This window comes from Vibrio rhizosphaerae (assembly GCF_024347095.1).
GTDB classification, from domain to species: domain Bacteria; phylum Pseudomonadota; class Gammaproteobacteria; order Enterobacterales; family Vibrionaceae; genus Vibrio; species Vibrio rhizosphaerae.
This window is the reverse complement of sequence record NZ_AP024903.1, coordinates 2,715,252-2,730,244: the sequence shown is the minus strand read 5'-3', so window position 1 is coordinate 2,730,244 and position 14,993 is coordinate 2,715,252. Positions and strand designations below refer to the sequence as shown.

Sequence of the window (14,993 nt, the reverse complement as noted above, 5' to 3'; positions counted from 1 at the left end):
AGCATCGACTAAAAATGGCGTGGTAAAAGATGAATGATTGGCAAGATGTAAACAATGTGGTTGTCGTTGGCTTGGGAATTACCGGCCTGTCGGTCGTGAAGTATCTTCGCAGATATCATCCCGATATTGCAGTAAAAGTCATCGATACTCGGGATAATCCACCGGGCCTGAGTGAATTACCGGCTGGTATTGCATGTTATCAAGGCGGCTGGTGCAATCAATGGTTAGCCGCAGCCGATCTGGTCGTCATCAATCCTGGTATTGCGTTAGCCACACCAGAAATCCAGCACGTTATTCAGGCCGGTACACCCGTTGTTGGTGATATTGAGCTATTTGCCCGGCATATCGATAAACCAGTCATCGCGATTACGGGATCCAATGGGAAAAGTACCGTCACCGATTTAACCGGAAAAATGGCCGCAGCGGCCGGTCTTCGGGTTGCTGTCGGTGGTAATATCGGCGTTCCGGCACTGGACTTGATTGATGAATCTGTCGACTTATATGTACTGGAACTTTCCAGTTTCCAGCTAGAGACAACGAGTCACCTCAAACTTAAAGCTGCCGCATTTTTGAATTTGTCTGAAGATCATATGGATCGATATCGAGATATTGATGGATATCGTCAAGCAAAACTGCGTATTTTTATGCATGCCGAAGCTGCGATCGTCAATCGTGACGATCCCGCGACATTTCCTGAGATGTTCTCCGGTGAGGTTGTCACATTCTCTATTTCTCAAGCGGCCGATTTTGCTCTGCAGTCAAACGATGGCCGTGAGTATCTGATGGCGAAGGGACATCCGGTGATTGCCTGTGACCAACTCCGATTAGTCGGACGCCATAATCTGGCTAATGTCCTGACCGTATTCGCTTTGTTGCAACAGTCCGGTATTTGCTACGAAAAAGGGCTTGAAGTCCTCAAGTCTTACACAGGACTGACACATCGGTGTCAGGTTGTTGAAGATAATCGTGGCATTCAGTGGGTCAATGACTCTAAAGCGACGAATGTTGCCAGCACTTTGGCGGCGCTCTCCGGTCTGACTCTCAACGGGACTTTGTATCTGTTGGTCGGCGGTGTCGGTAAAGGGGCTGATTTTTCGCCGCTGGCACCGGTTCTCAGTTCACTCAATGTCCGGCTTTGCTGCTTTGGGCGTGATGGTCAGCAGTTTATGCAACTGCATCCGGCTGCAAAGCAGTATGAAACAATGGCTGATGCGATTGCCGATATCGCCCCTCAGCTGTTACAGGGAGATATCGTGATGCTTTCACCTGCTTGTGCCAGCTTTGATCAGTTTAAGAATTTTATGGCAAGAGGTGATGCCTTTGCCGATTTAGCACACCAGTACGCATAGTGTAGGGTTATTGTGTCACTCGTATCGAAAGCAACCGCCAGAATGATTCGATGGCTGAAGACGCCAAGTCCTCAGGTACTGTTTGATCGACAACTGGTATGGATTGCACTGGGACTGATGTTAATCGGTTTGGTGATGGTAACATCGGCATCGTTTCCCGTGAGCTCACGGCTGACCGATCAACCGTTCCATTTTATGTTTCGGCAGGCAACTTTTTTAGCGTTGGCATTAGTGGTCTCTGCTGTCGTTTTGCAAGTTCCCTTACATCGTTGGTTTCAGTACAGTTCACTGCTATTAGCGATCTCATTTGTGCTGTTAGTGATTGTACTGATTGCCGGAAAGTCCGTGAATGGCGCATCTCGTTGGATTCCTTTGGGCCTGTTTAACCTACAGCCTGCTGAGGTGGCAAAACTGACGTTATTTATTTTTATGTCTGGCTATTTGGTCAGAAAGCATGATGAAGTCAGGCAAACCTTTTTTGGCGGATTCATGAAACCGATTATGGTGTTTTCATGTCTGGCTATTTTGCTACTGCTTCAGCCAGACTTGGGAACCGTGATTGTGATGTTGGTGACTTTATTCGGCATGCTATTTATTGCCGGGGCAAAGTTGTCACAGTTTATTGCCTTGATGGTTGCCGGGGTTCTTTCCGTCATTGGACTGATCATTGCTGAACCATATCGGATCCGCCGGGTCACATCGTTTCTCGACCCTTGGGAAGATCCTTTTGGTAGTGGGTATCAGTTGACACAATCACTGATGGCTTTCGGGCGTGGTGGCTGGTTTGGTCAGGGGCTCGGAAATTCAATTCAAAAACTGGAGTATTTACCTGAAGCGCATACCGATTTTGTCTTTGCCGTCTTAGCCGAAGAACTGGGGTTCGTCGGCGTTGTTCTGGTCTTGCTGTTACTGATGTGGTTAGTCATGAAAGCGGTATTCATCGGTAAAAAAGCATTTGAGCATGAGCAACAGTTTGGGGGGTATCTGGCCTTCGGCATTGGTATTTGGTTTGCTTTTCAGACATTGGTCAATGTCGGTGCAGCAGCAGGGATTGTTCCGACCAAAGGACTCACGCTGCCACTGATTAGTTATGGTGGTTCGAGCTTAATTGTAATGTCTGTCGCGGTTTCAATTTTATTAAGAATCGATTTTGAATGCCGGCTCGCAGATATGGAAAAAGAAGTTGTAAAGAACACAAATGATCAAGAATAAACGTTTAATGGTAATGGCGGGTGGCACCGGGGGACACGTTTTCCCCGGGCTTGCCGTTGCCAAAGCATTACAAGCGCAAGGGTGGGAAATTCGTTGGTTGGGAACCGCCGACAGAATGGAAGCCGAATTAGTCCCTAAGCACCAGATTGATATTGATTTTATTCAGGTCAAAGGATTACGGGGACAGGGTATTGTTCGGCTATTAAAAGCGCCTTTTCAAATTATCAATGCCATCTTTCAGGCCCGGGCCTATATCAAACAGTGGCAACCGGATGTTGTGTTAGGGATGGGAGGCTATGTCAGTGGTCCCGGTGGTGTTGCCGCTTGGTTATTGGGCATTCCCGTTGTCTTACATGAACAGAATGCGGTAGCGGGGTTGACCAACCGTTGGCTTTCTCGTATCGCCCGCCGTGTTTTTCAGGCGTTTCCTGGAGCATTTCCGAATGCTGATGTGGTTGGCAATCCGGTTCGTACGGATGTCGTCCGATTGGCTGCGCCCATGCAGCGAATGCAAGACCGTCATGGCCCCATTCGGATTTTAGTGATGGGGGGAAGCCAAGGCGCCCGTATTTTGAATCAGACAATGCCTGAAGCGATGGCATTGTTGGCGCATCATGAATTTGAAATTCGTCATCAGGCCGGTAAAGGTAATCAATCGGCGGTTGAGGAACAATATCACCACCAACAGATTGCGTCGGTGCATGTCACGGAGTTTATCGATGATGTGGCTGAAGCGTATGCATGGGCTGATTTGTTGATTTGTCGGTCTGGCGCGTTAACGGTTTCTGAAATTGCAGCCGCTGGTGTCGGGGCGATTTTTGTTCCTTTCATGCACAAAGATCGCCAACAAGCACTGAATGCTGATCATTTGGTTGCATCAGGGGCTGCGATGATGATTGAACAGCCCGAACTGAGCGCGCAGAAAATGGCAGATGCCATTGCTCAGCTTGACCGAAGCCGATTGCTTGATATGGCTGTGAAAGCCAGACAACTTGCACAGCCTGATGCTGATAAGATCGTTGCGAATGCGATCATCTCTTTAACTGAATAATGGAAAGTTTCATGACAATGACCTATACGCCCGATATATCCCAGCTCAGAACCGTCATTCCTGAAATGCGTCGGGTGAAGTGTATTCACTTTGTCGGGATCGGTGGTGCGGGTATGAGTGGTATTGCCGAGGTTTTATTGAATGAAGGCTATCAGATCACGGGGTCTGATATCGCGGCCAATGCTGTCACCGATAATTTAACCGCCAAAGGTGCAGTGATTCATATCGGTCATCAGGCGGCAAATGTTGCACAAGCGAGTGTTGTCGTTGTTTCTACAGCAATTGACATGAATAACCCTGAGCTTATTGAAGCCAGAGAAAGACGAGTGCCGATTGTACGTAGGGCTGAAATGTTGGCTGAACTGATGCGCTTTCGCCATGGGATTGCGGTTGCGGGGACACACGGTAAAACGACGACGACCGCTTTAGTGACACAAATCTATTCCGAAGCCGGGTTAGACCCGACATTCGTCAATGGTGGATTAGTTAAAAGTGCCGGAACCAATGCAAGGTTGGGAAGTAGCCGTATTTTAATCGCAGAAGCGGATGAAAGTGATGCCTCCTTCTTACACTTGCAGCCAATGGTCAGTATTGTGACTAATATTGAAGCGGATCATATGGACACCTACCACGGGGATTTTGAAACCCTGAAGCGGACGTTCATCGATTTTTTACATAATTTGCCTTTTTATGGACAAGCGATTCTTTGTATCGATGATCCGGTGGTGCGGGAACTGATTCCGCAATTGAGTCGTCATGTTGTGACTTATGGTTTCTCACCGGATGCCGATGTTCGTATCGAAAATTATCAGCAAAATGGTCAGCAGGGTAAATTTACCGTGGTCCGTAAAGGGCGTTCTGATTTATCGATAACCTTGAATATTCCCGGTCGACATAATGCAATGAACGCAGCGGCTGCGATTGCCGTCGCAACGGAAGATGACATTGGTGATGATGCCATTTTGAAAGCGATGGAAAGTACGCAAGGGACCGGCCGCCGCTTTGATCATTTGGGCGTATTTGATTCTGGTCGGGGGCAAGTCATGCTGGTTGATGACTATGGTCATCATCCGACAGAAGTTGATGTGACCATTCAGGCGGCCAGAAGTGGTTGGACAGAAAAGCGTTTGGTGATGATTTTTCAGCCGCATCGCTATAGTCGAACCCGCGATTTATATGATGATTTTGCCAATGTTCTTGAGCAGGTTGACGTGCTGATCATGCTCGATGTTTATCCGGCAGGTGAAAAACCGATTGCCGGTGCTGACGGACGTTCATTATGCCGGACGATTCGGAGCCGCGGCAAAATTGATCCGATTTTTGTCCCTGATAGTCAGACGTTACCGGGTGTGCTCGCAAATGTATTACAAGATGGTGACTTAGTGTTGACGCAAGGCGCGGGTGATATTGGCAAAGTAGCGAGACAATTAGCGTTGTTGCAATTGAATATCGAAAAAATGCAACAAGTAGGATAAAAAGCTAATATTTATCTGTTTCAAATGATAGGGAAGTTGGCATCAGGGCTAAATTTCTGTTTTTCTTTATTTGATACTTTTAGTGAGCTCAGTATAATCCGAAAGTTATAGTGAATGTTTTTGCCACAATTGTAATTCGAAAGCAGGATATACAAAGTCAATTGATGGCTGACGGTGAACTTGAATGAAGCAAATATTAATGAGAAGCCATCAGCTGTCACTGTCACCATGGCTCAGAGAACGAGTCTGGGGTGGGATTTTTCTGTTTTCGGTGACTTTTTTCATCGGCTTACTCCTTTATTCTGCATTAAGTTGGATGTGGGATGAAAACCGATTACCTCTGTCTCGAATCATTTTGCAGGGGCATTTGAAGTATGTGACGGCACATGATGTTCAGCAGGCCTTTGCTTCGTTGGAGCATATCGGAACATTTATGTCTCAGGATGTGGATCAGTTACAACGTCGTGTTCAAATGATTCCGTGGGTTGAACATGCCTCGATTCGTAAGCAATGGCCAGATACGATTAAAGTGTTCCTGACTGAGCACCAAGTTCAGGCGATATGGAATGGTCAGGCACTTTTGGACGAACATGGTGTGGTGTTTCATGGCGATTTAGGGCTTGTGCAAGGCGAGCATGTCAAATTATATGGCCCGGAAAATTCGTCGGTTGAAGTCCTTGATATGTGGCGAGAATATAATCCTGAATTTCAAAAATTAGGATTGAATATTTCCTCTCTGTTGCTGAATGAGCGCAGAGCTTGGCAGATCATACTGGACAACGGTATTCGCCTTGAATTGGGGAAAGAGTCGATCAAGGAACGAATCATGAGGTTCGTTGCACTTTATCGTTATTTTGGTCAAAAAGCTGAAAAAATAAGCTATATTGACCTCAGATATGATACCGGAGCTGCTGTCGGGTGGTTTTCGGAACAAGAGTTAGAACAAGAGAATACAACGGATGACAAAAATGACCGATGACAACATAATTGTAGGTCTCGATGTTGGCACGGCAACTGTTTCTGCTTTAGTCGGAGAAATATTGCCTGACGGGCAGATTAATATCATCGGTGCAGGAACCAGCCCATCCAGAGGCATGGATAAGGGTGGTGTTAATGATTTGGAATCGGTTGTAAAGTCGGTTCAGCGAGCAATCGACCAAGCTGAATTGATGGCTGAGTGCCAGATTCGCAACGTTTTTTTATCAATCTCTGGCAAACATATTGCGAGTCGGATTGAAAAAGGAATGGGAACCATTTCTGAGGAAGAAGTTTCTCAGGAAGATATGGACCGGGCCATTCATACCGCAAAATCAATTAAGATTGGCGATGAGCAGCGAATCCTGCATGTTATCCCTCAAGAGTTTACGATTGATTATCAGGAAGGCATTAAAAATCCACTTGGGTTATCGGGTGTGCGCATGGAAGTGAGCGTGCATCTTATTTCCTGTCATAATGATATGGCGAGAAATATCATTAAGGCTGTGGAGCGTTGTGGACTGAAAGTTGAACAGTTAGTCTATTCAGGGCTGGCTGCCAGCAACGCGGTGATCACTGAAGATGAGCGAGAACTCGGTGTCTGTGTGGTCGATATCGGTGCCGGAACGATGGATATTGCGATTTGGACTGGTGGGGCACTGCGCCATACGGAAGTTTTTTCGTACGCTGGCAATGCTGTAACCAGTGATATTGCATTTGCATTCGGGACGCCAGTCAGCGATGCTGAAGAGATAAAAGTAAAATATGGATGTGCGTTGAGTGAGTTAGTCAGTAAAGATGACACGGTCAATGTACCAAGTGTTGGGGGGCGACCTTCCCGGAGTTTGCAGCGTCAAACCTTGTCGGAAGTGATAGAGCCTCGCTACACTGAATTAATGGGACTGGTTCACCAGACAATCGATACTGTGCAGGAAAAGTTACGATCTGAAGGGATCAAACATCATTTAGCTGCTGGGGTCGTTCTGACGGGTGGTGCCGCTCAGATTGAAGGACTGGTCGAGTGTGCGGAACGTGTTTTCCGCAATCAGGTCCGTGTTGGAAAACCACTTGAAGTGAGTGGCCTCACGGACTACGTCAAAGAGCCGTATCATTCTACGGCGGTTGGTTTACTCCATTATGCAAGGGATAGCCAAATTAACGACGAGACAGAATATAGCGAACCTAAACGCCAATCGATGTCTGGACTATTTGGTCGTTTGCGTAATTGGATACAGAAAGAGTTTTAACCTGAGTTGCAGGAAAAACGGAGATAACACATGTTTGAACCGATGATGGAAATGTCTGACGATGCTGTAATTAAAGTCGTTGGAGTTGGTGGCGGCGGCGGTAACGCTGTAGAACACATGGTGCGTGAATCCATCGAAGGCGTGGAATTCATCAGTGTTAACACAGATGCACAGGCACTTCGTAAGACAAGTGTAAGTACTGTGATTCAAATTGGTGGGGATATCACCAAAGGGTTAGGTGCTGGTGCAAATCCTCAAGTAGGACGTGATGCTGCTCTTGAAGACAAAGAAAAAATTAAAGAATCCTTAACCGGTGCCGATATGGTGTTTATCGCAGCTGGTATGGGTGGTGGTACCGGTACGGGAGCAGCGCCAGTGATTGCGGAAGTCGCAAAAGAACTGGGTGTGTTAACGGTTGCTGTCGTTACCAAACCTTTTAGCTTTGAAGGGAAAAAACGTTTAGCCTTTGCAGAACAAGGCATCGAAGAGTTATCAAAGCATGTTGACTCTTTGATTACGATTCCGAATGAGAAGCTGCTTAAAGTATTGGGACGTGGTATCACCCTACTTGAAGCCTTTGCCAGTGCGAACGACGTATTGAAGAATGCGGTTCAGGGGATTGCTGAATTGATTACCCGCCCCGGCATGATCAACGTGGACTTTGCAGATGTGAGAACCGTCATGTCTGAAATGGGACACGCAATGATGGGAAGTGGGGTCGCCAAAGGTGAAGACCGAGCTGAAGAAGCCGCTGAAATGGCGATTTCGAGTCCGTTACTGGAAGATATCGACCTTGCTGGCGCACGTGGTGTACTGGTGAATATTACCGCTGGTCTTGATATGCGTCTGGATGAGTTTGAAACAGTTGGTAATACGGTCAAAGCATTTGCTTCGGATAATGCAACGGTTGTTATCGGTACTTCGCTTGATCCGGATATGGCGGATGAGATTCGCGTGACGGTTGTTGCGACTGGGATCGGTAATGAGAGAAAACCGGATATCACGCTCGTTGCGGGTGGCAAGGCAAACTCACAACAGGCTGTTGGTTCTCAGCAACCAGCCGCTTCATCACAGCAAAGTGGTGTTCCTCATCATGTTGCTGCGAAGACTGAAGAAAAAGTGGCACCGAAGTTGCAAGGGAATGTTGAGTCAAAATCTCAGCCTTCATCGGCAAATTCTCAAGGCGCTGGTCAGAGTACGGCCCCGAAAGAGAAAGAAAGTGGTTATCTCGATATTCCGGCTTTTTTACGTCGTCAGGCTGATTGATTTATCATAATTTGACACCGCTCACAATTATGATATTATATGCGGCCAATATATAAGTTGGCCGTGTTTTGTAGCACTGACATTGAGGCAAGCAGATGATCAGACAACGTACGTTGAAAGAGATAGTGAAAACAACTGGGGTGGGACTTCACTCTGGTCGAAAAGTCACGTTAACTCTTCGCCCTGCCGCTGCAAATACCGGTATTATTTATCGCCGTACAGATTTAGCACCACCTGTTGATTTTCCGGCAAATCCTGAAAATGTACGTGACACAATGTTGTGTACAGCGCTTGTGAATGACGACGGTGTGCGGATTTCTACCGTAGAGCACTTAAATGCTGCTTTAGCCGGGATGGGAATCGATAACGCGGTGGTTGAAGTCGATGCACCGGAAATTCCAATTATGGATGGTAGCGCGAGTCCATTTGTCTTCCTTTTACAGCAAGCTGGTATTGAAGTTCAGAATGCGCCCAAGCGGTTTATCCGGGTGAAAAAGCCTGTTCGGTTCGAAGATGGTGATAAGTGGGCTGAATTAGTCCCTTACCAAGGTTTTCGGATGGATTTCGAGATTGATTTTAATCATCCGGCCATTGAATCCGATGAGCAGCGACTATTATTTGACTTCTCATCTCAATCGTTTGTTCGTGATATTTCCCGGGCGAGAACGTTCGGTTTCATGCGTGATATTGAATACCTACAGTCACAGAATCTTTGTCTGGGCGGTAGCTTTGATTGTGCTATCGTTCTGGATGACTATCGTATTCTGAATGAAGATGGCCTGCGTTTTGCCAATGAATTTGTGACGCATAAAGTGTTAGATGCTATCGGTGATTTATACATGTGTGGTCACTCAATTGTGGGTGAATTCAGAGCTTATAAATCAGGACATGGTCTGAACAATCAATTATTACGTGCACTTTTAGCAGACCAGGAAGCTTGGGAATGGGCAACGTTTGGTGAAGATGTTGGTTCACCGGTTGCGTTTGCAGACCCGAGTTCTGTATTGGCTTAAACAAGCGTATTTGCCAGTATAAAAAAACCAGACATCTGTCTGGTTTTTTTATGTCCGGATGTTGGAGTGTGCCTTCATCTATTTATTTTTGTTGTTTGCAAGATGGGCAATATTCTCCAGTCTCTTTTTCACTTTGGGTGAAGCATGATCCGCGATGCATTTGAGCAGTTCTGCGGTTTGAGAAGAAATTTTGCGTGGATTTTTTGGCACTTGCTCTTCTTCTGAAGATGAGTCAATTCGATAAATTGACGGATTGATCACAACTTCAAGACTAATCAAATGAGCAAATCCCTGATTGCGTAAATGACTCAGAATTTGTAAGCGTTCATAGTCCACTTTCATCTTAATTGCCGCACTGGCGACTTCCAACACTAAATGGCTGCGGCGAAGATTTGCCACGCGCACATAAGGCTGAGAGCCTTTCGGAAGCAACGGTAAAATAGTCTGGCTGAGTCGGTTAATTGACTCAGCATGTTTCTGAATCTCTTTCAGCTTTGAATGGCTGATTAGCTCATTCGTTGCAGTCGGGCGGTGGTTTCTCATCATGGGATCCAGTTTGCATCATTCTTGCTGTTCTATTCTATCTCAAATCACTCATTAATGGCGTGTTCAGCGTTTCTTTCTTCGTTTGATGAATCATTTTAAGTATTGTAATCAAACAAATCGTTGGTGATGTTGGTGATCAGACTAAAAATTCCTTACACTATAGCCTTCTTAAAAAGGATTGCCTTGAAAAACCATCGATAAGCCTCAATATCGGATAGACATGATTTATCTCAGTACACTTAGTTGATGACTGGTAGAGACTGATGGAACAAGAATAGATCTCAAGTGATCTAAGATAGAGAGATTCGGATTAAAATGATAACTAAGCTACTGACTAAGGTTATTGGTAGCCGCAATGACAGAACATTGCGACGCCTGAGAAAAATTGTTAAAGAAATCAATAATTATGAACCCGCCTATGAAGCGTTCTCTGATGAAGACTTAAAAGCGAAAACGATTGAATTTCGGGAGCGTTTGGCTCAGGGAGAAACGCTCGACCAACTTCTTCCGGAAGCGTTTGCAACGGTTCGTGAAGCATCAAAACGTGTGTTTGGCATGCGTCATTTTGATGTTCAGCTAATTGGTGGGATGGTTCTCAATGGTGGACAAATTGCCGAGATGCGGACTGGTGAAGGGAAAACCCTGACAGCGACGCTGGCTGCTTACCTCAACGCTTTACCGGGACATGGTGTCCATGTCGTCACCGTGAACGATTATCTTGCCAAACGGGATGCTGAAACCAACCGACCGTTGTTTGAATTTTTGGGGATGACCGTGGGTGTCAATGTCCCGGGCATGATGCCTCAGGAGAAGCAACAAGCATATCTGGCCGATATTATTTATGGGACAAACAATGAGTTTGGCTTCGATTACTTGCGCGACAATATGGCATTTCGCAAAGAAGACCGGGTTCAACGTGCTCGCTTTTTTGCCATTGTCGATGAGGTGGATTCCATTCTGATCGATGAGGCCCGAACACCATTAATTATCTCTGGTCCTGCCGAAGACAGCTCTGAGTTGTACACCCGAATTAATACCTTGATTCCTTCGCTGGAAAGACAAGAAAAAGAAGATTCGGAAGATTACCGTGGTGATGGACACTACACCGTTGACGAAAAAGTCAAACAGGTTTATCTGACCGAAACCGGGCAAGAATATGTTGAGGAATTGCTGGTTAAAAATGGTCTGATGAATGACGGGGATACACTATATTCTCCGGCAAATATCAGCTTGCTCCATCACGTCAATGCAGCGCTCAGAGCTCATGTTCTGTTTGAAAGAGATGTTGATTACATTGTTTCAAACGAAGGTGAAGTGATTATTGTCGATGAACATACCGGACGGACCATGCCGGGGCGTCGGTGGTCTGATGGTTTGCATCAGGCAGTTGAAGCCAAGGAAGGGGTGAAAATTCAAAATGAGAACCAAACCTTAGCGTCGATTACCTTCCAGAACTACTTCCGCCTCTATGAAAAATTGTCGGGAATGACCGGGACTGCTGATACTGAAGCATTTGAGTTCCAAACTATTTATGGTTTAGAGACCGTTGTCATCCCAACCAATAAACCGATGATCCGTAATGATATGGCGGACGTTGTGTACCGGACCGAGGCCGAAAAATTTGCTGCGATTATTGAAGATATCAAAGAGCGTGTGCAAAAAGGCCAGCCAGTACTGGTCGGAACAATTTCAATTGAGAAATCTGAATTACTGTCTCAGGCACTGAAAAAAGCCAAAGTAAAACACAATGTATTGAATGCTAAGTTTCACGAAAAAGAGGCTGAAATTGTTGCAGAAGCGGGTAAACCGGGAGCTGTTACGATTGCCACCAATATGGCTGGTCGTGGGACGGATATCGTATTAGGCGGTAGCTGGCAGGCAAAAGTGGATGCATTGGAGAACCCGACTCAGGAACAGATTGATCAAATCAAAGCGGAATGGCAAAAAGTCCATGAACAGGTCCTTGAGGCCGGCGGGTTGCATATTATCGGTACTGAGCGGCATGAATCCCGCCGGATCGACAACCAGTTAAGAGGTCGTTCCGGTCGTCAAGGCGATGCCGGTTCATCTCGTTTTTATCTTTCTATGGAAGATGCCCTGCTAAGAATCTTTACTTCAGACCGAATGGCTGGTTTGATTCAAAGCGGTATGGATGAAGGGGAAGCCATTGAAAGTAAGCTGTTATCCCGTTCCATTGAAAAAGCACAACGTAAGGTCGAAGGACGCAACTTCGATATTCGTAAGCAGTTGCTCGAATATGATGATGTTGCCAATGACCAGCGTAAAGTCGTGTATGAACTCCGCGATGAGTTGATGGATGCCGAAGATATTCAGGAAATGCTTGAGCAGAACCGTTTTGATGTCTTTACCGCTGTCATTGATGAATATATTCCACCCCAGTCTCTGGAAGATATGTGGGATATTCAGGGATTACAAAATCGCCTGAAGCACGATTTTGATCTGAATTTGCCAATTCAGTCATGGCTGGATGAAGATGATAAGCTGTATGAAGAAGTTCTTCGTGAGCGGATTATTCAAGAAGCCGTCAATGTTTACCAAGAGAAAGAAACGTTGGTTGGTGCGGAAGTACTGCGTAATTTCGAAAAATCCGTCATGCTACAAACGCTCGATACTTTATGGAAAGAGCATTTGGCAGCAATGGATCATCTGCGGCAAGGTATTCATTTGCGTGGATATGCGCAAAAGAATCCTAAGCAAGAATATAAACGTGAGTCGTTTGAATTGTTTGAAGGCCTGCTGGATTCTCTGAAATCAGATGTGATTACTATTTTGTCAAAAGTTCGGGTTCAACAACCAGAAGAAGTCGATGAGATGGAAGGGCGTCGCCAAGCCCAAGTTGAAGAGGCCGCTCGTTATGCACAAGCACAGCACGCTGCGAGTGAGTCTTTACAAGATGATGAATCACAAGAAGGGCAGCAGCCGCTGGTTCGTGAAGAGAAAAAAGTGGGCCGTAATGAGCCTTGTCCATGTGGTAGTGGTAAAAAATATAAGCAGTGCCATGGGCGTATTGCATAACCATTCAATATGATTTGAGAGCCGCTGAAAAAGCGGCTCTTTTTTTGCCAGGCAATTATCGTTAGACTCGATGAATGACACCGTGCCAGAGGAATGTATGAAAAGAACACATATTGTTGCTGCAATTATTTTTAGTCAGGATCAATCACAAGTTTATATTACCAAGCGGCCTGAACACGTGCATAAAGGCGGATTTTGGGAGTTTCCCGGTGGTAAAGTTGAAAGCGGAGAGTCAATCGAAGCGGCGATTCATCGTGAATTAGATGAAGAGATTGGTATTCAGGTTACGACTCAACATCTATATCAGCATTTGACACATGATTATCCGGACAAGTCACTGGTATTTGACTTTATCTCGGTCACGGAATTTACCGGAACACCATATGGCAGAGAAGGACAGGATGGTCGATGGGTTTCGATTGCCGGGCTGGTTGATTATCAATTTCCTGAAGCGAATGAACCGATCGTTGCACAACTCATTCATGACTTTTCCCGCTGATCTGGACGGCGTTAATGGCGTGACATTCGGTCATGAAGTGTGAACAAGCCTAGCCACATTCATTGAATGTTGGTAGTTTAGACAAATAAATCGATATATATGAAACACGGATGGGATTTCCCGATTCGTATCTGAGCAGAATGGAGAAGTTAGCAATGGTTAAAATTGCAATAGCAGGTGCTGCTGGTCGAATGGGCCGCAACCTAGTCAAAGCTGCACATCATCATGATGTTGCAACGGTGGGAGCCGGTTCTGAACGTCCGGAGTCTTCACTGATAGGGGTTGATATCGGTGAGTTATGTGGCGAAGGACATTTTGGCGTCACATTGGTTGATAATCTCGAAAATGCAATTGAACAGTTTGATGTCATCATTGACTTTACGTCACCCGTGAGCACGCTGGCAAATATCGCGTTATGTAAAAAATATAATAAAAGTATTGTGATTGGCACGACTGGATTTACTGAGGCTGAAATTGCACAAATTCATCAGGCCGCACAAGAAATTCCGGTCGTGATGGCGCCTAACTATAGTGTTGGTGTGAATCTGGTATTTAAACTTCTGGAAAAAGCGGCCAAAGTGATGGGCAGTTACTGCGATATTGAAATCATTGAAGCTCACCATCGTCATAAAGTTGATGCACCTTCCGGAACGGCCTTAGGTATGGGAGAAGCGATTGCGCATGCGATGGGGAATGAACTGAAAGATGTCGCAGTCTACGCCAGAGAAGGGATTACGGGCGAAAGACGCCGTGAAGAAATCGGATTTGCGACAATTCGTGCCGGCGATATTGTAGGGGAACATACGGCGATGTTCGCTGATTTGGGCGAGCGGGTCGAGATTTCACATAAAGCATCCGATCGGATGACATTTGCTAATGGTGCGGTAAAAGCCGCAACCTGGTTATCGGACAAACCATCCGGTTTCTATACGATGACAGATGTCCTTTCTCTTAATCAGCTTTAAATACATAATTATGCGCCGGATGCTTCCGGCGCATCTGATTCTTGCTTAAATTATAAATTTTATTTTTACATTCACTTCCGTGCTGGGAGTGTCTTTTTTATTTTATATAATAAAAGATATGGTGTTTTATTTGTATTAAAGGCAAGAAAAGCTATCTTTTGGTGCTTCCGTTATCGATTGCGTTGGTTTATTTATTTTTTTGTGAGTTTTTTTTCTACATTTCTTCTTTTTTTGACTTATGTCTCCCTTTAGTTGTTTGATAATGCATATTTAATGTGTCTTTTTACTCTGTTCATTTTGTTTTTTTATGTAACTCGGTAAAAAAACATATTTGATAAGTTTTGAATATTGACACAAAT

12 protein-coding genes are annotated in these 14,993 nt (G+C 45.5%); 11 read left to right on the top strand and 1 reads right to left on the bottom strand.

The window, feature by feature from the left end; genetic code table 11:
* The first annotated feature begins 29 nt into the window (after nt 1–29).
* From murD to lpxC, 8 genes are all read left to right on the top strand, one after another.
* Nucleotides 30–1,349: a UDP-N-acetylmuramoyl-L-alanine--D-glutamate ligase gene (murD, locus tag OCV37_RS11840; RefSeq protein WP_038183248.1), complete on the top strand. Its 1,320-nt coding sequence runs from the start codon at nt 30–32 to the stop codon at nt 1,347–1,349.
* Nucleotides 1,350–1,391: 42 nt separating this feature from the next.
* Nucleotides 1,392–2,561, top strand: coding sequence for a cell division protein FtsW (gene ftsW / locus OCV37_RS11835; RefSeq protein WP_038183249.1), 1,170 nt, complete (start codon nt 1,392–1,394; stop codon nt 2,559–2,561).
* Entirely contained in the window at nt 2,548–3,612 is a 1,065-nt protein-coding gene (murG, locus tag OCV37_RS11830; RefSeq protein ID WP_038183251.1) for an undecaprenyldiphospho-muramoylpentapeptide beta-N-acetylglucosaminyltransferase, read from the top strand. Before ftsW ends, murG begins: the two co-directional genes overlap by 14 nt.
* A gap of 11 nt (nt 3,613–3,623) precedes the next feature.
* On the top strand, nt 3,624–5,087 hold the full coding sequence (murC, locus tag OCV37_RS11825; protein WP_038183873.1) for a UDP-N-acetylmuramate--L-alanine ligase: 1,464 nt from the start codon (nt 3,624–3,626) through the stop codon (nt 5,085–5,087).
* Nucleotides 5,088–5,271: 184 nt separating this feature from the next.
* Entirely contained in the window at nt 5,272–6,066 is a 795-nt protein-coding gene (locus tag OCV37_RS11820; RefSeq protein ID WP_038183253.1) for a cell division protein FtsQ/DivIB, read from the top strand.
* On the top strand, nt 6,047–7,309 hold the full coding sequence (gene ftsA / locus OCV37_RS11815; protein WP_038183255.1) for a cell division protein FtsA: 1,263 nt from the start codon (nt 6,047–6,049) through the stop codon (nt 7,307–7,309). The genes OCV37_RS11820 and ftsA overlap by 20 nt, the downstream gene beginning before the upstream one ends.
* A gap of 30 nt (nt 7,310–7,339) precedes the next feature.
* A complete protein-coding gene (gene ftsZ / locus OCV37_RS11810) occupies nt 7,340–8,575 on the top strand; it encodes a cell division protein FtsZ (RefSeq protein ID WP_038183258.1) in 1,236 nt (411 codons plus the stop codon).
* Between the two features lie 95 nt (nt 8,576–8,670).
* Nucleotides 8,671–9,588, top strand: a complete 918-nt coding sequence (lpxC, locus tag OCV37_RS11805) for a UDP-3-O-acyl-N-acetylglucosamine deacetylase (RefSeq protein WP_038183260.1) — start codon at nt 8,671–8,673, stop codon at nt 9,586–9,588.
* Between the two features lie 78 nt (nt 9,589–9,666).
* Here the strand turns inward: lpxC and OCV37_RS11800 are convergent, their stop codons facing one another.
* Entirely contained in the window at nt 9,667–10,131 is a 465-nt protein-coding gene (locus OCV37_RS11800) for a DUF721 domain-containing protein (protein ID WP_038183875.1), read from the bottom strand.
* A 318-nt stretch (nt 10,132–10,449) separates the two neighbouring features.
* Between OCV37_RS11800 and secA the strand changes: the two genes are divergently transcribed.
* The 3 genes from secA (at nt 10,450) to dapB (ending at nt 14,634) form a co-directional block, all read left to right on the top strand.
* Nucleotides 10,450–13,170, top strand: coding sequence for a preprotein translocase subunit SecA (secA, locus tag OCV37_RS11795; protein ID WP_038183265.1), 2,721 nt, complete (start codon nt 10,450–10,452; stop codon nt 13,168–13,170).
* A 97-nt stretch (nt 13,171–13,267) separates the two neighbouring features.
* Nucleotides 13,268–13,669, top strand: a complete 402-nt coding sequence (gene mutT, locus OCV37_RS11790; RefSeq protein ID WP_038183269.1) for an 8-oxo-dGTP diphosphatase MutT — start codon at nt 13,268–13,270, stop codon at nt 13,667–13,669.
* 155 nt (nt 13,670–13,824) lie between these two features.
* Complete coding sequence (gene dapB, locus OCV37_RS11785; protein ID WP_038183876.1) at nt 13,825–14,634, top strand: 4-hydroxy-tetrahydrodipicolinate reductase; 810 nt, start codon at nt 13,825–13,827, stop codon at nt 14,632–14,634.
* Nucleotides 14,635–14,993 lie beyond the last annotated feature (359 nt).

What these genes read in the sequence shown, in the direction of transcription:
- secA (WP_038183265.1), top strand. Translation starts at nt 10,450, where the DNA reads ATGATAACTAAGCTACTGACTAAGGTTATTGGTAGCCGCAATGACAGA.
- ftsA (WP_038183255.1), top strand. Translation starts at nt 6,047, where the DNA reads ATGACAAAAATGACCGATGACAACATAATTGTAGGTCTCGATGTTGGC.
- dapB (WP_038183876.1), top strand. Translation starts at nt 13,825, where the DNA reads ATGGTTAAAATTGCAATAGCAGGTGCTGCTGGTCGAATGGGCCGCAAC.
- OCV37_RS11820 (WP_038183253.1), top strand. Translation starts at nt 5,272, where the DNA reads ATGAAGCAAATATTAATGAGAAGCCATCAGCTGTCACTGTCACCATGG.
- ftsW (WP_038183249.1), top strand. Translation starts at nt 1,392, where the DNA reads ATGATTCGATGGCTGAAGACGCCAAGTCCTCAGGTACTGTTTGATCGA.
- murC (WP_038183873.1), top strand. Translation starts at nt 3,624, where the DNA reads ATGACAATGACCTATACGCCCGATATATCCCAGCTCAGAACCGTCATT.
- OCV37_RS11800 (WP_038183875.1), bottom strand. Translation starts at nt 10,131, where the DNA reads ATGAGAAACCACCGCCCGACTGCAACGAATGAGCTAATCAGCCATTCA.
- murG (WP_038183251.1), top strand. Translation starts at nt 2,548, where the DNA reads ATGATCAAGAATAAACGTTTAATGGTAATGGCGGGTGGCACCGGGGGA.
- ftsZ (WP_038183258.1), top strand. Translation starts at nt 7,340, where the DNA reads ATGTTTGAACCGATGATGGAAATGTCTGACGATGCTGTAATTAAAGTC.
- murD (WP_038183248.1), top strand. Translation starts at nt 30, where the DNA reads ATGAATGATTGGCAAGATGTAAACAATGTGGTTGTCGTTGGCTTGGGA.
- mutT (WP_038183269.1), top strand. Translation starts at nt 13,268, where the DNA reads ATGAAAAGAACACATATTGTTGCTGCAATTATTTTTAGTCAGGATCAA.
- lpxC (WP_038183260.1), top strand. Translation starts at nt 8,671, where the DNA reads ATGATCAGACAACGTACGTTGAAAGAGATAGTGAAAACAACTGGGGTG.